We start from the raw sequence: 19,313 nt of genomic DNA, 5'->3' as shown, positions 1-19,313 counted from the left end.
GGGCGCCTGCGTGCTTAAGCAATCTGCCAACAACAAAGCCAAGAGGTGGAAATGAAGAACCCGATTCTGGGAGCCCTGCTCATGGGCGTGGCGTCCGGCGCCATGGCTGCTGACCTGACCGTGATCTCCTTCGGCGGCACCAGCAAGGATGTACAGACCGAAGCCTTCTACAAACCCTTCGAGAAGAAGGAAGGCATGAAGGTGATCGCCGGCGAGTACAACGGCGAAATGGGCAAGATCAAGGCCATGGTCGACACCGGCAGCGTCAACTGGGATGTCGTCCAGGTGGAAGGCCCGGAGCTGCTGCGCGGCTGCGAGGACGGCCTGTTCGAGCAGCTCGACCCGGCGATTCTCGGCAAGGCCGAGGACTACGTGCCCGGCACCATCTCCGACTGTGGCGCCGGCCTGCTGGTCTGGTCGATGGCCATGGTCTACGACGGCAAGCGCTTCGCCAACGGTCCCACCGGCTGGACGGACTTCTGGGATACCAAGAAATTCCCCGGCAAGCGTTCGCTGCGCAAGGGCGCCAAGTACACCCTGGAGATCGCCCTGCTGGCCGACGGCGTGAAGAAGGAAGACCTGTACAAGGTGCTGGCGACGAAAGAGGGCGTGGACCGTGCGTTCAAGAAGCTCGATGAGATCAAGCCGTCGATCCAGTGGTGGGAGTCCGGCGCGCAGCCGATGCAGTTCATCGCCAGCGGCGACGTGGCCATGAGTACCGCCTACAACGGCCGCGCCTTCGCCGCCCAGGAAGAGGGCGCGCCGATGAAGGTGGTGTGGAATGGCAGCCTGTATGCCATCGACTCCTGGGCGATCCCCAAGGGCAGCCCGAACAAGAAGGCGGCCGAGGACTTCATCGCCTTCTCGCTCCAGCCCGAACAGCAGAAGATCCACACGGTGAAGCTGGGCTACGGCTCGGTGAACCTGGGGACTACCAAGCTGCTCGATCCGAAGCTGGTGGAGCGCCTGAACACCGCACCGTCGAACCTCGAACAGGCCGTCCCGGTGAACTTCGAGTTCTGGGTCGACCACGGCGAGGACCTGGAGCAGCGCTTCAACGCCTGGGCGGCGAAGGGCTGACCGCAGCGGCGCGGGTAATACTGCCCGCGCCGTCCAGAGGGGAACGTCTGGCCTTCGGCCTGACGTCAGGCGGGTTCGCGAGCAAGCTCGCTCCTACACGGTTGCACCGACGTTGGCCTGTAGGAGCGAGCTTGCTCGCGAATCACTTCCGGCTGCTGTAGCCGTCAAACCTTGCGCCACACACTGGCCAGCCAGGGCTGCTGCTCGCGCGGCAGGCCGGCGGGGCGGAAGTAGTGTTCCAGCTCGCGGAATCCCGCGGCTTCCAGCAAGCGCGTCCAGTTCTGCAGATCGTGGTAGGAGCCATAGCGCCCACCATTCCAGCCCTCCTGGTTCTCCCCGCGTGGGTTGGAGCTGAACAGCACGCCACCCGGCTTCAGCGCTGCCTGCAACTGGCCGAGCACGCGTGGCAGTTCACTGCGCGGGACGTGGAACAGGCTGGCATTGGCATAGATACCGTCGAAGCGCCCGGCGGGCAGGTCGAGAGCCAGGAAGTCCTGCTGCCAGACCTCGCAGCCGCTGGCCTCGCGGGCCATGGCGACGAAGTCGGCGCAGCCGTCCAGGCCGACCGGCTCATGCCCCAGGCGCTTCAGTGCACACAGGTCACGCCCCGGGCCGCAGCCAAAGTCGAGCAGGGCGAAGGGCGCATCGCCCTGGATATGCCGCAGCAGCGCGGCGATGTTCTGGGTGACATCGTGGTCCCAGGTACCTTCGCGAAACGCTTCGGCGCGCTCCTGGTAATGCTGCAGGGTCACGCGGGAAATGTCCCGCAGGATCGGGTCTTCGGGAGTCATGGCCGTGTTCGATCAAGAATGATTGGCTGATTCTACAATGCGTCGCTGCGGGGCAGTTTGAAAGTCGGCCTCGGGGCGCGCTGGGGCAGGGGCGAACCTAGACTGGAGCCTTGTTTCCACGGACCTTCAAGATGCCCGCCATCCCTATCCTTGCCCATCGAATCGCTGCCCTGGACTGGCCGCTGCTGGCTGAGCGCCTCGACGCCGACGGCCATGCGTTGATCCCGGGCCTGCTCGACAAGGCGCAATGCGAAGCCCTGCGCGCGCTCTACGACCAGGACGAGCCGTTTCGCAGCCGGGTGATCATGGCCCGGCACAACTTCGGCCTCGGTGAGTACCGTTACTTCGCCTATCCCTTGCCGGCCCTACTGCAGGCGTTGCGCGGAGCCTTCTACCCGCCACTGCGCGCCATCGCCAATTGCTGGCACGAGCGCATGGGTACTGGCATCCATTACCCGCCGGAGCATGCCGACTTCCTCGCTCACTGCCATGCCGCCGGGCAGCGGCGGCCGACGCCCTTGCTGCTGCGCTACCGCGCCGGCGATTACAACTGCCTGCACCAGGACCTGTATGGGGAGCTGGCTTTCCCGTTGCAGGTGGCGATCCTGCTGTCGCAACCGGGCGAGGAGTTCGAGGGCGGCGAGTTCGTCCTCACCGAGCAGCGGCCGCGCATGCAGTCGCGGGTGGCCGTGGTGCCGCTCAGGCAAGGCGATGCCGTGGTGTTCGCCGTGGCCCAGCGGCCGGTACGGGGTGTGCGTGGCTACCACCGGGTCAACCTGCGCCATGGCGTCAGCCGCCTGCATACCGGCGAGCGCTTCACCCTCGGAGTGATCTTCCACGATACGTTGTGAGGAGTAGCATGGATCGGTCCAGGGAGCCGGGAGAGAGACATGCACTACGAAGTGATTCAACGCCACCGTAGCGAGTACCCCACACCCATCACCTTCGCCAAGGGGGCGCCGTTGTTCGTCGGCGAACGCTACGAAGGCGCCGAGGGCTGGGAAGACTGGTACTTCTGCTCCACGCCAGGGCAGCGCGAGGGCTGGGTGCCGGCGCAGGTGTTCAACATGACCGCGCCGGGCGCCGGGGTGGCGATGGAGGACTACACCGCTCGCGAACTCGACGTGGAGGTCGGCGAGCGGCTCGAAGGCGGCCGCGAGCTCGGTGGCTGGCTCTGGTGCGTCCGCTCCGGCGGCGAGGCCGGCTGGGTGCCGCTGGATTGCCTGCAGGAGGTCAGCGCCTGACCCGGTGATGGATCAGGCCTTGTAGCGGCGCCCGGCGTGCTGCCTGAGCCAGGCCATCAGCCCGCGCTGTTGCACCACCGTGGGCTGCTCGACCAGCAGCGCGGCGCTGGCCTTCTGGCGGAAGTCCAGCAGGCGGCCCATGGCCTCGGCGATCTCCTGGCGGGCTTCCATGCAGGGCGCCAGGGTTTCCTTGTCGATGTAATAGGCCGCGCCGTCGCTGATGGCGGTGAATTGCGCCTGCCAGCCGGAGCCGGTGAGCACGCCGGCCTCGCCGAAGACTTCGCCCGGCCCCATGCGTCCGGCTTCGATGCTCTGGGCATCCTGGGGCAGGGTGACGCTGACGACGCCCGAGTCGATGATCAGCAGGCGGTCGCTGACATCCCCCGGCGCCAGCAGCACTTCACCGCGCTTGAAGGGCCGGCGCTGCATGCGGTTCGCCAGTTCGTCGCGCTCCTCGTCCCGCAGCGCATCGAACAGCCCCGAGCGCACCAGCAACGCCCGTGCCCGCGAGGCGCTTTCGCGCATCGGTGCGTCGGCCTCGGCCAGCAGGTTGATGCCGGCGGCCTGCAGGTGGCGGTAGGCAAGGTCGAACAACTGGTTGCGCACCTCGCGCTTCTCGCCCATGGCGGCGACGAAGCCGCTCATCTCGTATTCCACGCCATCGGGCGCGGACTTGCGCACGCTGACCGCCGGCGCCGGGTTGGCCAGCAGGGCGCGGCAGCCGCCGAGGGCGTGCTCCAGCGCCTCGATCACCTTGCGCGGGCGAATATGCGGGCTGACCGTCAGGCTCACACTGACACCATACAGGTTCGCCGGGCGGCTCAGGTTGAGCACCTTGGCCTTGGCGGCGAGGGAGTTGGGCACCACTGCCAGCGTGCCCTGGGAGGTCTGCAGGTAGGTGGAGCGCCAGTCGATCTCGGTGACCTTGCCCTCGATGCCGTCGATGGAGATCCAGTCGTCGAGCTGGTACGGCTTGGTGGTGTTCAGCACGATGCCGGAGAACACGTCGCTCAGGGTGCTCTGCAGCGCGAGGCCGAGGACGATGGCGACCACCCCGGAAGTTGCCAGCAGGCCCTTCACCGGTAGCTCCAGCACATAGCCGGCGGCAGCGATGATGGCGACCAGGAAGATCAGCGCGCCGACCACATCCTGCAGCAACCGCCCGCCATGGCCGATACGCTGCACCAGCAGGAAGCCCAGCACGACCGTCAGGCAGCGCGCGGCGAACAGCCACCAGATGATCTGCACGGCAGTGGCGACCATGTGGCTGGGCAGGTCGTCCGCCCAGGGCGCGGCGCGCAGCGGATTCATCCCGGCGTTGAACAGCAGCAGGCTGAACAGCAGGAAGCCGACCAGCCGTACGGCCAGGCGCCAATGCGGATGGGCCGGGCCGACCAGGCGCCAGAGCAGCAGGTCGATCAGCAGCAGGATGGGGGCGGCGAACAGTGGGTGGCTAGTGAGCAGGGCGGGCATCGAGCCTCTCCTTGGAACGATCGCAAGAAGATGGCACAGAAAGCGCTTTCTGGCAGCGGCCTCAGCCCGGGTTGTGCGAGTCCACCAGCTTCAGCCATTCATCGGTCTCGACTTCGCCGGCGATGCGCAACCGCGGCTGGGCCTCGTCGAACAGCACCAGGGCGCTGCCGTACTCGGGCGTGTCGGTCTCGCGAACCTTGAGGTTCTCGCGCAGCAGGTCGAAGCATTCGCTGTGGGTGACCAGCACCAGGTTGCGGTGCTCGGCCTTGTGCTCGCGGATCTGCGCGGCGAGGTCGCCGTCCTTGCAGGTGAACAGCCAGTCCTGGCGCGCCACGCTGCGGTCGAACATCAGGTCGGCGGTCTGCATGGTGCGGTTGGTCGGGCTGCTGTAGATGTCGGTGGCGGTCAGGCCCAGGCGGGTGATGCTGTCGCCCATGCTCTTGGCCAGTTTGGCGGCGCGGGCGGTGATGCCGTCGGCGGCGCCCAGGCACTCGGCGCTGGAGCGGTCGCAGCGCTCCATGTGGCGAACCAGCAGGACGACTCCGCCACGGGCCCAGTTCTGTGCGAACAGGCTGCTGCTGGGCACGTCCTCCAGTGGCGAGGGCAGCGAGCGCCAGGCCACCAGGGCGAGGGTGGTGCAGGTCAGCAGGGAAACGGCCAGAAGGCGAAGGGGGGGCAAGGGCGATCCTCGGCGGTGGCTGCCGCGCGGGATGCGGGAAGCTGGGGGCATGCTGCACCAGGCGAGTGACAATCACGCGATGAGTTGATGACGAGGCGGTGATGAAAGTTCCGCCTGCCCATCGGAACCTTGGTTTCAGCGCCCGCTCTCGACCACGCTGACGGTGGCGGTAGTACCGGCGCGCAGGCGGTCTCGGCCCTTGTAGTCCGGGTCGATGGCGATGCGTACCGGGATGCGCTGGGCCAGTTTGACCCAGGTGTAGCTCGGGTTGATATTGGCCAGCAGGCGCGCGCCAGGGGCGTTCTCGCGGTCGGTGATGGCGAAGGCGATGCTTTCGACGCGGCCGTCGAAGCGCTCGCCGCTCATCAGTTGCACGTTCACCGCGTCGCCCTCGCGGATGCGCGGCAGCTTGGTTTCCTCGAAGTAGCCGCCGACGTAGAAGGAATCGCTGTCCACCAGCGCCACCAGTGAGTTGCCGGCGGTGGCGTAGTCGCCTGCGCGGGTCAGCAGGTTGGTCACATAGCCGTTCACCGGCGCCACCACCTGGGTGCGTTCCAGGTCCAGGCGGGCCTGCTTCTGCGCGGCTTCGGCCAGGGCCACGTTGGCCTGCGCCAGGCCGAGGTTGGCCTGTTCGCGCAGCAGCTGCGCCTCGGCCACGGTGACATCGGTGTTGGCCTTCTCCCATTCCTCGTTGGAGATCGCCGAGCGTGCCTTCAGTGCCTTGCGGCGGACTTCCTCGCTCTGCCGCTGATGCAGCAGCGCCTGGTTGGCAGCGATGGCGGCCTGGGACTGGCCGAGCGCGGCGCGGGCAACCTCCACCGCGCGATCCGCGTGCAATACCGCCAGCTCGTAGCGCGCCGGGTCGATGCTCAGCAACCGTTCGCCCTTGCTGACGTGCTGGTTGTCTTTCACCCGCAACTCGACGATGCGCCCGGTGACGTCAGCCGAGACCGTCACCACGTCGGCACGCACCCGGGCGTCGCGGGTCCAGGGCGCACGGGTGTAGTAGGTCCAGGCGAAGAAGCCGAGGACCAGGGCGAGCGCCACGACGGCCAGGGTGATCAGCGGCGGTAGGGCTTTGCGCAGGCCGGCCATTCAGTGCAGGGCTCCCATGAGCAGGATCAGGCCGGCACAGAGGCAGGCGTAGAGCGCTCCTTCGAACAGCGCCTCGTGCCAGACCAGGCGCAGTACGCCGAGTCGGCGCAGGCTCCAGTCCAGCAGCAGGAAGATCGGCAAGGCCAGCAGCAGGGCCTGGGCCAGCGGAGGCAGGTAGACCCCGCCCAGTTCGATATCAACGGGCATGCAGCGCGGGTTCCCCAGGGTCGTCGTGGAAGGCGGTGGATTCGCCGTAAAGGTCGCGGAAGCGCTCCAGCAGGTCGGCGGCCACCAGCAGCGCCACGCCGCTGACGAACACCGGGCGCATGGCGTCGCCACTGGGGTAGCTGCCGAGGCTCTGCAGCTCGTCCAGCTCATTTCCCAGCTCGCGCATGGCCGGCAGTACCCGGTGCAGCGGGGCGGCGGGTGGCTGGTCGAGGCAGGCGGCGAGCTCATCCAGCAGCAGCGACAGCCGGGCACGCAGGGCTTGCGGCAGGCCGCCGGGGTTGAGGCTCTCGCGGCGCAGCTGGTGCAGCACCACGCCCAGGGTCATGCTCGCCAGGCTGCACTGGAAGCGCTCGCCGGACTGGCTGTCGCGCGCCGCCGGCAGCAGCCCGAGCATGATCGCCAGGCGATCCACCATGCGGCTCTCGAACAGGAACCGGCGCGCCTCGCTGGGTTTGGACAGCAGCACCGAGCGCACCTCGGCGCGGGTCCGCCGCGACTGGCGGCGCAGCCGGGCGTCGGCGTCGAAAGGGAACACCCAGGCGTACACCAGCAGCGCCAGCACGCCGGCGCTGACATAGCCGCCGGCGAACTCGAACCATTGCAGCGACGTGTTGATCCACGCGCCCTGGTTCTGCGGACCGACCAGCAGGAAGGTCGACAGCCCCAGGCCGATGCCGATCCCGGCGGTCTGCGGATTGGCCAGGCCGACCGCGATCACGTACAGCAGCGGCGTGAGGAACAATGCGAGCATCTCGAAGTCGCCGACGCTGGGCAGCAGCAGGAATTGCAGCAGCGCCGCCGCCACCAGCGCCATAGCCAGCCCGCGCATGTACGCCAGGCTGGCCATGAGCGGGCGTGGGAAGGTGGCCAGCAGGGAGCAGAGGATGCCGATCAGGATCATCCCGGCGCGCGCGCCGTCCCAGGCGGTTTCCACCCAGATCCATCCGGCGCAGCACAGCGCGACGAAAGCGCGGGTGGCGTTCATCGCTGCCAGGTGGAAGTCCAGGTGCAACGCGTGGGCCTGGCTTTGCGGATAGGAACTGCTGCCGGGGCGGCCTTCCTGGATCGCTTCGCTCAGCTCGATCATCTCGTCCAGCTGCTGCATCAGCCGTGCCTGCTCGAAGCGCAGGGCCCAGGCCAGGGAGCGCAGCGACGTGGGCAGGCCGTCGGCGAGTTCCTCGGCCTGCCGCGCGGCGGCATCGAAGCGCTGGCGCAGCTGGGTGATGCGTTTGCGGGTGGCGGCGGGCAGGTCGCGGCCGAATTCGGCCAGTTCGGCAAGGCAGGCCAGTTCATCCTCGCGCAGCCGCCGCACGGATTCCGGCAGCGGGCCGGTCAGGCGCGCCTCGATCAGTTTGCGCTGGCGCCGCAGGATCGCCAGCCGCGACGTCATCAGCACCAACTGGTTGGCCAGCTGCTGCACCAGTTCATCGGCTCCGCGCAGGCGCGGGGCGTCGAAGTAGAGGTGGCGGCGGAGCATCTCCAGGGCCGCGATCTCGCCCAGCAATTGCTTCTGGCGTTGCTGGAAATCCTCCTCCAGCTCTTCGCCACGGATCACCGCGGCGGCGTGCACGGCGATCAGGCGGATCAGCTGGTCGACCTTGGCGAAGTAGCCACGCGCGACACTCTGCGGGCGCGCGAAGAACAGGCTGACCAGCGTCACGCAGGCTACGCCCAGCAAAGTCTCGGTGACGCGGGTGATGGCCAGGGTGTAGGTGGATTCGGGCGTCGGCTGGGCCAGCAGGGCGACTATCACGGCGGTGAAGCCGCTGAGCACGAAGGCATGGGAATGCGTGAAGCGCATCAGCGTGCCGCCAGCCGTGCAGATCGCCAGCCACAGCGCCAGGGTGACGATGAAGGGCAGGGGCGCCTGGGGGAACAGCGCCATGATCGCCACCGCGACCATGGCGCCGATGGTGGTACCGATCACCTGGGCGAAGCTCTTCTGCAGCGTCATGCCGGCCAGCGGGGTGCTGATGATGACGACCGTCATGGTCGCCCACTTGGGCTGGTCGAGGTCGAGCAGGAACGCCAGGTACAGCGTCAGCAGACCCGCGACTACGGTGCGCAGGGCAAACAGCAGGGTGTCGCGGCCGGGATGGATGATGGCGCGCAGGTACAGCAGCATGGGTGACATGCCGGGCCCTCGATCTTGGCGGGAGGACGCCCGTCGATGCGGTGCGTCGCGAACCCTGTTCAGTGTGGTCGAGGTTTTCCGGCTGTGGGAAATTTCTTAGGTCAGCCGGTGGCGTGCAGGGACTGCGCCAGGCGCTCCTGGATGAAGTCGAGGAAACACTGGATACGCAACGCCAGCTGCGAGTTGCGGTAGTACACCGCGTGGATTGGCTGGCGACGCTCACTGGTCAGCTCCGGCAGCACACGCACCAGCCGCCCGGCGCGGATGTCGTCGCAGGTCATGAAGCTGGCGAGGCAGGCGATGCCCTGGCCGCCGATGGCCAGTTGGCGCAGGGTCTCGCCGCTGGAGGCGGACAGCGACGGATTGACGGTCAGGGTATCGCCACCGGCGTGACGGATCGGCCAGATGTTCAGCGCTTCGGGCTGGGTGAAGCCCAGCAGCGAGTGGCCGAGCAGCTCTTCCAGGTTCCCCGGCGTCCCGTGGCGCTCCAGGTATTGCGGCGCCGCCAGCAGGTTCAGCCGGCTGCTGCCCAGGGGGCGCGCGTGCAGGCTGGAGTCGGCGAGGTGGCCGATGCGGATGGCGATGTCGGTGCTCTGCTCGAGCAGGTCGATGTTGAGGTCGTTGGTGTTGAGTTGCAGCTCGATGTCCGGGTAGCGCTCGCGGAACGCGCCGATATGCGGCACCACGGCGTGCAGCATGAAGGGCGAGGCGGCGTTGATCCGCAGTCGTCCGGCCGGGGATTGCTGGCGCAGGGCCAGGCGTTCTTCCAGGGCGTCCATCTGTTCGAGGATGTGCCGGGCGTTCTCCAGGAAGAACTCGCCTTCCTCGGTCAGCTTCATCCGCCGCGTGGTGCGGTTGAGCAGGGTGGTGCCGAGTTTCTCCTCCAGCTTCGACAACGCCCGGCTCACGGCCGAGGGCGTCAGCCCCAGCTGCTCGGCGGCGGCAGTGATGGAGCCGCAGTCGATCACCGTGGCGAAGGTCTTGAGTTCGTCGGAGTGGGCTTTCATCGGTGGGCCTGTTCGGGAGCGGCGGGGTGAATTCTAGAGGTTTGGTCCAGGTGGGGTCGCTTTTCTGTAGGAGCGCCAGGGTGAGGTTAGCGTCAGAACGTCCCCGGATAAGCGCCGCCATCGAGCAACAGGTTCTGCCCGGTCAGGTAGCCGGCCTGTGCGCTGCACAGGAAGGCGCAGAACTGGCCGAATTCTTCCGCGCTGCCGAAGCGCCCGGCGGGGATTTCCTGCTTGCCGGTCTCCACCAGCTCATCTTCATCGCGCCCGCTCAGATGGGCGGCGCGGTGGAAGCCGCTGCGCAGGCGATCGGTATCGAAGGAGCCGGGCAGCAGGCCGTTGATGGTCACGTTCCTGCCCGCCACCTGCGGTTGGCGCGCCAGCCCGGCGACGAAGCCGGTCAGCCCGCTGCGCGCGCCATTGGACAGCCCGAGAGTGGCGATTGGCGCCTTCACCGAGCCGGAGGTGATGTTGACGATGCGGCCGAAACCGCGCTCGGCCATGCCGTCCACCGTGGCCTTGATCAGCTCGATGGGCGTGAGCATGTTCAGCTCCAGGGCGCGCAGCCAGTCTTCGCGCTCCCAGTCGCGGAAATCGCCGGGAGGCGGGCCGCCGGCATTGTTCACCAGGATGTCCACCTGCGGGCAGGCGGCGAGCAGCGCGGCACGCACCTCCGGCTGGCTGATGTCGCCGGCTACTTCGCGCACTTCCACGCCCAGCTGGCGCAGCTCGGCGGCGGTGGCGGCGAGGGTGTCGACGTCGCGGGCGTTGATCGCCAGGTTCACGCCCTCGCGGGCCAGCGCCACGGCGCAACCCTTGCCCAGCCCCTTGCTGGCGGCGCAGACCACGGCCCAGCGGCCCTTGATGCCCAGATCCATGTTGTTCTCCTGTGTGTTTGCCCGGGGAGTGTCTTTGTAGGATAGGTGGAGCGCAGCGATACCCATGCTGCGGGTGCAAGGCATTGATGGGTATCGCTGCGCTCCACGCCATCCTACGACGTGTTCATCCTGCGAAATGGGAGTTCCGCTTTCGCCCGAAGCGCTCTGGTCAGGCAACGACCATCGGCGCCGGCAGCAGACTGATCCATTTACCGCTGCCTTCGCCGGACTTCAAGCGCCGCAGCGCTTCGGGCAGTTCGGCGAAGTCGAACAACTGCTTCGCTGGCGCCTGCAACTGGCCGTTGGCGACGCCCTGCATCAGGCTCGCTGCCGCCTGGTGCAGCTCCTGCCAGTCCAGCGCTTCGCCGTGGGCATGGATGCTGTTGAGTGCCACTTCGTGCAGCGAGATGGCAGTGCTGAAGGCTGGCAGCGGGGCGCTTTCCTGGCGGTCCTGGATGCACACCAGGTGGCCGTTGTAGCCCAGCAGCGGGGCGAGGATGGCGGCGTGGTTGCCGCTGACGGTATCGAAGATGCCCTGCAGGCGGCGCGGGCCGAGGGCTTCGCGCAGGTGCTGGGACCACTGCCCGTCGCGGTAGTCGAAGACCCCGGCGATTCCCAGTTGCAGCAGGTGTTCGCGGTGTTTCGGTGCCGCGGTCACCCACACGCGCAGCCCACGTTGCAGCGCCAGTTGCGCGAGCAGATAGCCGACTGCACCACCGGCGCCGGTCACCAGCACATCGCGGTGGTTGCAGGCCGGCAGCTTATCCAGCGCTTGCCGGGCCGTGAGGCCGGGGCAGGGCAGGCTGGCGGCGGTGGCATCGTCGAGCGAATCGGGCACCGGGTAGACAGCTCGGGCGCGTAGCAGCGTGTACTCGGCAAAGCTGCCGCCACGGGTCAGCGACTGGTGGTAGGCGACGCGGGCGCCGGCGCGCAGGTTCACCTCGCTGCCCACCGCAATGACGATGCCGACACCATCCACGCCAGGTACCTGGCCTTGCTGCCAGTCGTCGCGGCCCCAGTCGATCATCTTCCAGTCCACCGGATTCAGCGCGATAGCGGTGTTGGCCACCAGTACCTCGTCCGGGCCGGGCTGCGGAATCGGCAGGCGCACCTGTTTCAGGCCATCGAGGCCGGCGCCGGGCGTCCAGGTCCAGGCGGCATAATCTGCAGTGATAGCGCTCATGAAGACTCCTTGGAAACGGGAAAGCCGCCCTCGGTGGGGCGGCTGTCGGTCAGCGGCGGATCAATCCCAGGCCGGGGCCAGGCTTTCCGGGCTGGTGATGCGTTCGTTGCGGTCCAGTGCAGCGATGGCGGCCATGTCGGCGTCGGTCAGGCGCAGGTCGACAGCGCGCAGGTTGCCTTCGAGGTTCTCGCGCTTAGTGGATGACGGGATCACCGAGTAGCCCAGCTGCATCGCCCAGGCCAGGGTGACCTGCGCCGGCGTGACACCGTGGCGCTTGGCGATACCGATGATCACCTCGTCGCTGAGCACCTTGCCGTAGCCCAGGGTCATGTAGGAGGTGATGTGGATGCCCTGGTTCTGGGCGAACTCCACCACCTTGCGGTTCTGCAGGTAGGGGTGCAGTTCCACCTGGTTGGTGGCGATCTGGCCGGCGCCGACAGCGGCAATGGCCTCCTGCATCAGGGCGATGGTGAAGTTGGACACGCCGATCTCGCCGGTCAGGCCCTGGGCCTTGGCTTCGGCCAGGGCGCCCATGAACTCGGCGACCGGTACCTGGCCCTTGGGCGACGGCCAGTGGATCAGGGTCAGCTCGACGCGGTCGGTACGCAGCTTGTGCAGGCTGTCCTTGAGGCTGGGGATCAGCTTGTCGGCGGCGTAGTTCTCGGTCCAGATCTTGGTGGTCAGGTACAGCTCGTCGCGCTTCACCTTGCTGCCGGCGATGGCTTCGCCGACGTCGGCTTCGTTGCCGTAGATCTGCGCGGTGTCGATGGCGCGGTAACCCAGGTCCAGCGCGGTGCGGATCGAGTCGATGACGGTCTGGCCCTTGAGGCGGAAGGTGCCGAGGCCGAAGGCGGGAACGCTCATGGAAGAACTCCTTGTGGTCGATCAGTGAGTGGGAACCGCGCCAGGGGCGGCCGGTTCCATGGAATTGCGCCGGTCCAGACGACCGCTCAGGGCGGTCAGGCCGAAGGCGGCGAGGGTGACGACAGCGGCGATCCAGGGCGTATGGCTCAGGCCCAGGTGGCTGACCACCAGGCCGCCGGCCCAGGAACCACCGGCCACGCCGAGGTTGAACGCGGCGATGTTGAAGCCTGCGGCCACGTCCACGGCGTCCGGCGCCACGCGCTCGGCCTGCTGTACCACGTAGACCTGCAGCCCCGGTACGTTGCCGAAGGCGACGGCGCCCCAGGCGAGCACGGTCAACACCACCAGCCACGGGTTGCCGGCAGTGAAAGTGAGTACCAGCAGCACCGAAGCCAGCAGGCCGAAGATGATCTTCAGGGCGCTCACCGGGCCGCGTTTGTCAGCCAGGCGGCCGCCCCAGATATTGCCGATGGCCACCGAGACACCGTAGGCCAGGAGCACGACGCCGACCATGTTCGGGCTGAAACCGGCGAGGTCCTGGAGGATCGGCGCGAGGAAGGTGAAGGCGATCAGCGAGCCGCCGTAGCCCACCGCGGTCATCGCGTAGACCAGCAGCAGGCGCGGCTGCAGCAGCACGCGGGCCTGGCGCAGCAGCGGCGCCGGCGGGGTGTGCTGGATGTTCTTCGGCACGAACAGCAGGCTGCCGAGCAGGGCGATCACGCCAAAGGCGGCCACCACCAGGAAGGTCACGCGCCAGCCCAGGTGCTGGCCGATGAAGGTGCCCAGCGGAATGCCGGTGACGAAGGCGACGGTCATGCCGCTGAACATGGTGGCGATGGCGCTGGCGGCCTTGTCCTTGCTCACCAGGTTGGTGGCGATGATCGAGCCGACCGAGAAGAACACGCCGTGGGCGAGGCCGGTGAGGATGCGCGCGACGATCAGCGATTCGTAGCTGGGCGCCTGCCAGGCCACCAGGTTGCCGATGGTGAACAGCGCCATCAGCCCGACCAGCAACGCCTTGCGTGGAATGCGCCCGGTCATGGCGGTCAGCAGCGGCGCGCCGATGGCGACGCTCAGGGCATAGAGGCTCACCAGCAGGCCGGCGGAGGGCAGGGTGACCCCCAGGTCGCTGGCGATGGTGGGAATCAGGCCGACGATGACGAACTCCGTCGTGCCGATGGCGAAGGCACTGAGCGTCAGCGCCAGGAGGGCGAGGGGCATGGTGTGGGGCTCCGGACGAATGGGATGCGATGGGAGGCATTGTCCGGAAGTCAGCCCTTGAGAAAAACGCGGTGAAGGGCAAAGGATAGTTGATCCTGAATCACGAATAGGGCGAGGGTCTACGCTTGCAGGCAGTGATCAAGGGCACTTGTGACGAGGAATCAGCCATGCACTACACCGGCACCTGCCACTGCGGCGCGGTGGCTTTCGCCTTCGACGCGGAACTCGACGAACTGGTGCGCTGCGACTGCTCGTTGTGCGGCAAGCGCAACGCGCTGATGGCAACCGTGCCGAAGAGCAACTTCCGTGTGACCCGCGGCGATCAGGCCTTGCGCCTGTATCGCTGGAACAGCGGCGTGGCGCTGCACTATTTCTGCGGAACGTGCGGGATCTACGTCTATCACCAGCGCCGCAGCAACCCGGCGCTGCTCAGCGTGAACGCCTGCTGCATCGACGGGTTCGACCCTGAATCGCTGCCGCTGCGGCGGGTGGATGGCCGGAGCATGACCACCGTGGCGGCGCCCGACCTGTAGGGCCCTGGCAGCGGAGAGGCTCCGCTGGCGCCTGCATGTCGGCAGCGCGCGGGCATGAAAAAACCGGCCCGAAGGCCGGTCGAAGATGACAGCGGAGTTGAGCGCTCAGCGCATCACGCGCGCTTGAGCACCAGGGTGAGGATGTCGTAGCTGGCCACCAGTTCGCCGAGCTGGTTGGTGACTTCCACGTCCCAGGCGACCACGCCCTGCGGCTCGCCCTTGGGGCTCTTCTTGCCCTGGTCGATCTTGCGCTTGCAGGTCAGGCGCGCCTGGATGGTGTCGCCGATGCCCACCGGGTTGATGAAGCGCAGGGTGTCCAGGCCATAGTTGGCCAGCACCGGGCCGACGCCGGGCGAGACGAACAGGCCGGCCGCCGCCGAGAGCACGAAGTAGCCGTGGGCGATGCGCTTGCCGAACTGCGAATCCTTGGCCGCCAGCTCGTCGAAGTGCATGTAGAAGTGGTCGCCCGACAGGCAGCCGAAGTTGACCAGGTCCGCCTCGGTGACGGTGCGGCGGTGGGTCAGCAGCGACTCGCCGATCTTCAGGTCGTCGAAGTAGCGGCGGAACGGGTGCACCTCCGTCTCGTAGACCTTGGCTCCGCGCACGTACTCGCCGGTGACGGCCATCAGCATGGTCGGCGAGCCCTGTACGGCAGTGCGCTGCAGGTAGTGCTTCACCGCGCGTACGCCGCCCAGTTCTTCACCACCGCCGGCGCGACCCGGGCCGCCGTGCTTGAGTACCGGCAGCGGCGAACCGTGGCCGGTGGATTCGGCGGCGGACTCGCGGTCGAGGATGTGCAGGCGGCCGTGCAGGGCGCCCATCACCGGGACGACTTTCGCGGCGACCTGCGGATCACGGGTGATCAGGCTCGCCACCAGGCTGCCCTTGCCGCGAGCGGCGAGGGCGACGGCTTCGTCGATGTCGTCGTAGGCCATCAGGGTGGTCACCGGACCGAACGCCTCGATGTCGTGGGCGCCACCTTCGGCGTGCGGGTCACGGCTGCGCAGCAGGGTCGGGGCGAAGAATGCGCCTTCGGCCACGCCGTCGCCGCGCGGGGTGAAGCCGTCCTTCGCGCCGAAGACCAATTCGCTGGATTTCAGCAGGGCTTCCACGCGCTCGGCGACGTCGGTCTGCTGGGCATGGGAGGCCAGGGCGCCCATTTTCACGTCTTCCACTGAGGGGTCGCCAACCACGACCTTGGCCAGGCGCTCACGCAGGCGCTCGGCCACGGCGTCGATGTGCTTGGCGGGCACGATGGCGCGGCGGATGGCGGTGCATTTCTGCCCGGCCTTGACGGTCATCTCGCGGGCCACTTCCTTGACGAAGAGGTCGAATTCCTCGTCGTCCGGGGTGACGTCCGGCGCGAGGATGGCGCAGTTCAGCGAGTCGGCCTCGGCGTTGAACGGCACCGAGTTACGGATCAGGTTCGGATTGACGCGCAGCTTGGCGGCGGTGTCCGCCGAGCCGGTGAAGGTGACGATGTCCTGGCCCTGCAGGCGGTCCAGCAGGTCGCCGGTGCCGCCAATGATCAGTTGCAGGCTGCCGGCCGGGAGCAGGCCGGATTCGTGCATCACGCGCACGGCGGCTTCGGTGATGTAGCTGGTGGCGGTGGCCGGTTTGACGATGCACGGCATGCCGGCGAGGAAGCTCGGCGCGAACTTCTCCAGCATCCCCCAGATCGGAAAGTTGAAGGCGTTGATGTGCACGGCGATGCCGCCGCGCGGCACCAGGATGTGGCTGCCGGCGAACTTGCCGGTCTTGCCCAGCGGCATGGCCGGGCCTTCGTGGACCACGTTGCCCGAGGGCAGCTCGCGGCCGCCGACGCCGGCGTAGGCGAACAGGGTGCCGGCGCCGCCTTCGATGTCGATCCAGCTGTCGGCGCGGGTGGCGCCGCTGTGGCGGGAAATCTCGTAGAGCTGTTCCTTGCGTTCGGTGAGGTACAGCGCCAGGGCTTTCAGGCGCTGGGCGCGCTGCTGGAAGTCCATGGACATCAGTTCCTTGAGGCCCTGCTCGCGGGCATGGGCGACGGCTTCGGCGAAGTCCAGCGCCTCCTCGTGGGTGCGCGCCACGGTCTGGCCGTTGAGCGCGCTACGCAGCGCCTGGGCGCCATGCTGGCCGACCCAGCGGCCGCCGATGAAACTTTGCAGGATAGGCTCTTGGGCCATGGTTGTTGTCCTCCGGATCGCTACGCAAGGGTGCCGGCTGCTGCCGGTGACCGCCGCGCCGGGTGGGCGTCGGCGGCGCATTCTTCATTGGCGGGACGATGCCGCCGGATTTGGTCCGCCAGGGGCCTTGTGGGCGCTGGCGGTGGAGCTGAATTCTTTCTGCAGGAGCGAGCACGCTCGCTCCTGCAGAAGCGCAGGGCCAGATCAGAGCTGGTCGAAATCGAGCACGACGTTGTCGCTGATCGGGTACGCCTGGCAGCTCAGCACATAGCCCGCTGCCACTTCGTAGTCCTCCAGCGCGAAGTTGCTGTCCATTTCCACTTCGCCGGAAACCACCTTGCACTTGCAGGTCGAGCACACGCCGGCCTTGCACGAGTACGGCAGTTCGGCGCCCTGGGCGTTGCCGGCGTCGAGCACGCTGACGCTGTTGCGGGCCAGCTCGAAGGACAGTTCGCGGCCGTCGCTGATCACGGTGATCTGGCTTTTCGCACTGTCGACGGCAGCGGCAGCCTGGCGGGCTTCGCGCTTGCTCTCGCTGCCGGCGGCGGCGAACAGCTCGAAATGGATGCGCTCGGCCGGCATGCCGTTGCCCTTGAGCTGGTCGCGCACGGTCTCGGTCATCGCCTGCGGGCCGCAGATGAAGGCAGCGTCCAGGCTCTTCACGTCGAGCCAGCGGCTGAACAGCTGGCCGCACTTGTCGGCGTCGATACGGCCGTTGTAGAGGTCGACGTCCTGCTGCTCGCGGCTGAACACGAAGATCAGGTTGAGGCGCTGCAGGTAGCGGTTCTTCAGGTCTTCGAGCTGCTCGCGGAACATCGCGGCGTTGCTGGAGCGGTTGCCGTAGAGCAGGGTGACGCGGCTGTGCGGCTCGGTTTCCAGGGTCGTCTTGACGATCGACAGGATCGGCGTGATGCCGCTGCCGGCGGCGACCGCCAGGTAGTTGCCATGGCGCGCCGGGTCCAGTTCGACATTGAAGTGGCCAGCTGGCGGCATGACCTCCAGGCTGGCGCCGACCTTCAGCGTCTCGTTGGCGTAGGCGGAGAAGCGCCCGCCCGGTACGCGCTTGATCGCCACGCGCAGCTCGCCGTCATTCACGCCGCTGCAGATGGAGTAGGAGCGGCGCACTTCCTCGCCGTCGAGCTGGGTGCGCATCACCAGGTGCTGGCCATGCTGGAAGCGGAAGCTGTCGGCCAGGTCTGCCGGGACGTCGAAGGCGATGGATACGGCATCGCGGGTTTCGGCGCGCACTTCCTTGATTTTCAGGCTGTGGAATTTGCTCATTGTTGTTCTCCTGCGGTTCTACCGCGCGGAGGGCGACTACAAACGTCGCGAGCGAAGGTCAGGCGAGGCGGAAGCGGCTTCGGAAGCGGGGTTCACATCGGTGAATGAGCAATTCGAAGTCGTTTTCAGCGACGCGTGTCTTAGCGCAGCGGTTTGTCTTCGTCCTCCTAGATGCACTTGAAGTAATCGAAGGGTTCGCGGCAGTCGATGCAGCGGTACAGCGCCTTGCAGGCGGTGGAGCCGAACTGGCTGAGCTGCTCGGTGTGCAGGCTGCCGCACTGCGGGCAGCGCACTTCCGGGGTCTCGCCAAGCAGGCTGCGCTTGCTGGTGCTGCCGGCCGGCGGGGCGATGCCGTAGTCGCGCAGCGCCTGGCGGCCGCTGTCGCTGATCCAGTCGGTGGTCCAGGCCGGGCTCAGGCGGCGCTCCAGTTGCGGCGCGGCGAAGCCGGCGTGCTCCAGGGCGTGCTGGATGTCCTGCTCGATGACTTCGGTGGCCGGGCAGCCGGAGTAGGTCGGGGTGACCACCACGTGCAGGTGCCCGTCCTGCCAGTCGAGCCCGCGCACGATGCCCAGCTCGACCACGCTGACCACCGGCACTTCCGGGTCCATCACCGCGCCGAGCACGTTCCAGGCGCGGCTGAGGTCATCAGCCGTACCGGCGCGCGCGCCGCGATCGCTGGTAATCAGCTCACCAGGTTGCATCGGGGTAGGCCCGCTGGAGGAACTGCATCTCGGCCAGGAGAATGCCCAGGTGCTCGGTGTGCAGGCCACGGCGGCCGCTGAGGTAGAAGTTCACCGCAGGCTCCGGCAGCGGCAGGGTCGCGGCGGCGAAGATGTCGGCGACCTTGGCTTTCCACGCGGCGGCCAGCTCTTCCGGGTTCGGCGCGACGCCTTCGGCAGACAGGCGCTGTTCCACTTCATCCGCGTTGCACAGTTCGACGGTGAAGCGCCATACCTGCGGGATCGCCGCGAGCATGCGCGCATGGCTTTCCTCGGTGCCGTCGCCCAGACGCTGCATCCACTCGGAGGAACGGCGCAGGTGGTAGGTGACTTCCTTCAGGCCCTTGGCAGCGATGGCGGCGATACGCTCGTCGCTGGAGCTGCTCAGGGCGTGCAGCACATGGAAGTGCCAGGCGTCATAGAGGAACTGCTTGGCGATGGTCACGGCGAAGTCGCCGTTGGGCTGCTCGACCAGCAGGAGGTTGCGGAAGGCGCGCTCGTCGCGGCGGAAGGCCAGGTGGTCGGCGTCGCGGCCGTCGTCCAGCAGTTCCACGGCGTACTCGTACCAGTTGCGCGCCTGGCCCACCAGGTCGAGGCCGACGTTCATCAGCGCCAGCTCTTCTTCCAGGGCCGGGGCGTGGCCGCACCATTCGCACAGGCGCTGGCCCTGGATCAGGGCGCTGTCGGCGAGGCGCAGCAGGTATTCGATCTTGTCAGAATTCGGGTTCATCGCACGCGATC

At 67.5% G+C, this 19,313-nt stretch carries 19 protein-coding genes; 4 read left to right on the top strand and 15 right to left on the bottom strand.

Going from position 1 to position 19,313, the window contains the following annotated elements:
- Positions 1–51: 51 nt before the first annotated feature.
- Positions 52–1,080, top strand: a complete 1,029-nt coding sequence (locus RS899_RS12295; protein ID WP_054907043.1) for an ABC transporter substrate-binding protein — start codon at positions 52–54, stop codon at positions 1,078–1,080.
- A 164-nt stretch (positions 1,081–1,244) separates the two neighbouring features.
- On the opposite strand, the gene RS899_RS12290 is transcribed toward RS899_RS12295, so the two are convergent.
- Positions 1,245–1,871, bottom strand: a complete 627-nt coding sequence (locus tag RS899_RS12290; RefSeq protein WP_054907042.1) for a class I SAM-dependent methyltransferase — start codon at positions 1,869–1,871, stop codon at positions 1,245–1,247.
- Between the two features lie 131 nt (positions 1,872–2,002).
- Here RS899_RS12290 and RS899_RS12285 point away from each other — a divergent pair, with 131 nt between their 5' ends.
- Together RS899_RS12285 and RS899_RS12280 are read left to right on the top strand one after the other, a co-directional pair.
- The gene (locus RS899_RS12285; RefSeq protein WP_315810075.1) at positions 2,003–2,722 is read left to right on the top strand and encodes a 2OG-Fe(II) oxygenase; all 720 of its coding nucleotides are present in this window, start codon (positions 2,003–2,005) and stop codon (positions 2,720–2,722) included.
- Positions 2,723–2,761: 39 nt separating this feature from the next.
- The gene (locus RS899_RS12280) at positions 2,762–3,115 is read left to right on the top strand and encodes an SH3 domain-containing protein (RefSeq protein ID WP_024764411.1); all 354 of its coding nucleotides are present in this window, start codon (positions 2,762–2,764) and stop codon (positions 3,113–3,115) included.
- Between the two features lie 12 nt (positions 3,116–3,127).
- On the opposite strand, the gene RS899_RS12275 is transcribed toward RS899_RS12280, so the two are convergent.
- From RS899_RS12275 to RS899_RS12230, 10 genes are all read right to left on the bottom strand, one after another.
- A complete protein-coding gene (locus RS899_RS12275) occupies positions 3,128–4,588 on the bottom strand; it encodes a mechanosensitive ion channel domain-containing protein (RefSeq protein WP_233300231.1) in 1,461 nt (486 codons plus the stop codon).
- 61 nt (positions 4,589–4,649) lie between these two features.
- Positions 4,650–5,267: a histidine phosphatase family protein gene (locus RS899_RS12270; protein WP_315810074.1), complete on the bottom strand. Its 618-nt coding sequence runs from the start codon at positions 5,265–5,267 to the stop codon at positions 4,650–4,652.
- Between the two features lie 135 nt (positions 5,268–5,402).
- Entirely contained in the window at positions 5,403–6,362 is a 960-nt protein-coding gene (locus tag RS899_RS12265; protein ID WP_082450491.1) for an HlyD family efflux transporter periplasmic adaptor subunit, read from the bottom strand.
- Positions 6,363–6,569 (bottom strand): DUF1656 domain-containing protein, encoded by a 207-nt coding sequence (locus RS899_RS12260; RefSeq protein WP_037010560.1) that lies wholly within the window; start codon positions 6,567–6,569, stop codon positions 6,363–6,365.
- On the bottom strand, positions 6,559–8,724 hold the full coding sequence (locus RS899_RS12255) for an FUSC family protein (RefSeq protein WP_315810073.1): 2,166 nt from the start codon (positions 8,722–8,724) through the stop codon (positions 6,559–6,561). Before RS899_RS12255 ends, RS899_RS12260 begins: the two co-directional genes overlap by 11 nt.
- A 101-nt stretch (positions 8,725–8,825) precedes the next feature.
- On the bottom strand, positions 8,826–9,731 hold the full coding sequence (locus tag RS899_RS12250; RefSeq protein ID WP_054907037.1) for a LysR family transcriptional regulator: 906 nt from the start codon (positions 9,729–9,731) through the stop codon (positions 8,826–8,828).
- Between the two features lie 92 nt (positions 9,732–9,823).
- Positions 9,824–10,606: an SDR family oxidoreductase gene (locus RS899_RS12245; protein WP_315810072.1), complete on the bottom strand. Its 783-nt coding sequence runs from the start codon at positions 10,604–10,606 to the stop codon at positions 9,824–9,826.
- A 169-nt stretch (positions 10,607–10,775) separates the two neighbouring features.
- Complete coding sequence (locus RS899_RS12240) at positions 10,776–11,780, bottom strand: zinc-binding dehydrogenase (RefSeq protein WP_409978082.1); 1,005 nt, start codon at positions 11,778–11,780, stop codon at positions 10,776–10,778.
- Positions 11,781–11,849: 69 nt separating this feature from the next.
- Complete coding sequence (dkgB, locus tag RS899_RS12235) at positions 11,850–12,653, bottom strand: 2,5-didehydrogluconate reductase DkgB (RefSeq protein ID WP_315810070.1); 804 nt, start codon at positions 12,651–12,653, stop codon at positions 11,850–11,852.
- Between the two features lie 21 nt (positions 12,654–12,674).
- On the bottom strand, positions 12,675–13,874 hold the full coding sequence (locus RS899_RS12230; protein WP_315810069.1) for an MFS transporter: 1,200 nt from the start codon (positions 13,872–13,874) through the stop codon (positions 12,675–12,677).
- Positions 13,875–14,041: 167 nt separating this feature from the next.
- Between RS899_RS12230 and RS899_RS12225 the strand changes: the two genes are divergently transcribed.
- Complete coding sequence (locus tag RS899_RS12225; RefSeq protein ID WP_233300224.1) at positions 14,042–14,407, top strand: GFA family protein; 366 nt, start codon at positions 14,042–14,044, stop codon at positions 14,405–14,407.
- Between the two features lie 113 nt (positions 14,408–14,520).
- Here the strand turns inward: RS899_RS12225 and paaZ are convergent, their stop codons facing one another.
- From paaZ to paaC, 4 genes are all read right to left on the bottom strand, one after another.
- Positions 14,521–16,572, bottom strand: coding sequence for a phenylacetic acid degradation bifunctional protein PaaZ (paaZ, locus tag RS899_RS12220; RefSeq protein WP_315810068.1), 2,052 nt, complete (start codon positions 16,570–16,572; stop codon positions 14,521–14,523).
- 204 nt (positions 16,573–16,776) lie between these two features.
- Entirely contained in the window at positions 16,777–17,853 is a 1,077-nt protein-coding gene (paaE, locus tag RS899_RS12215; RefSeq protein ID WP_064979819.1) for a 1,2-phenylacetyl-CoA epoxidase subunit PaaE, read from the bottom strand.
- A 167-nt stretch (positions 17,854–18,020) separates the two neighbouring features.
- The gene (paaD, locus tag RS899_RS12210) at positions 18,021–18,554 is read right to left on the bottom strand and encodes a 1,2-phenylacetyl-CoA epoxidase subunit PaaD (protein WP_054907023.1); all 534 of its coding nucleotides are present in this window, start codon (positions 18,552–18,554) and stop codon (positions 18,021–18,023) included.
- Positions 18,541–19,302 carry a 1,2-phenylacetyl-CoA epoxidase subunit PaaC gene (gene paaC / locus RS899_RS12205; RefSeq protein WP_169938735.1) on the bottom strand — a complete coding sequence of 254 codons (762 nt, stop codon included), beginning with the start codon at positions 19,300–19,302 and terminating at the stop codon, positions 18,541–18,543. The genes paaD and paaC overlap by 14 nt, the downstream gene beginning before the upstream one ends.
- Positions 19,303–19,313 lie beyond the last annotated feature (11 nt).

Origin of the sequence: Pseudomonas sp. C9-3, assembly GCF_032392015.1 — a bacterium.
Lineage (GTDB): Bacteria > Pseudomonadota > Gammaproteobacteria > Pseudomonadales > Pseudomonadaceae > Pseudomonas > Pseudomonas nitroreducens.
The sequence above is the reverse complement of the archived record's forward strand: the minus strand, read 5'-3'. Positions and strand labels throughout refer to the sequence as shown.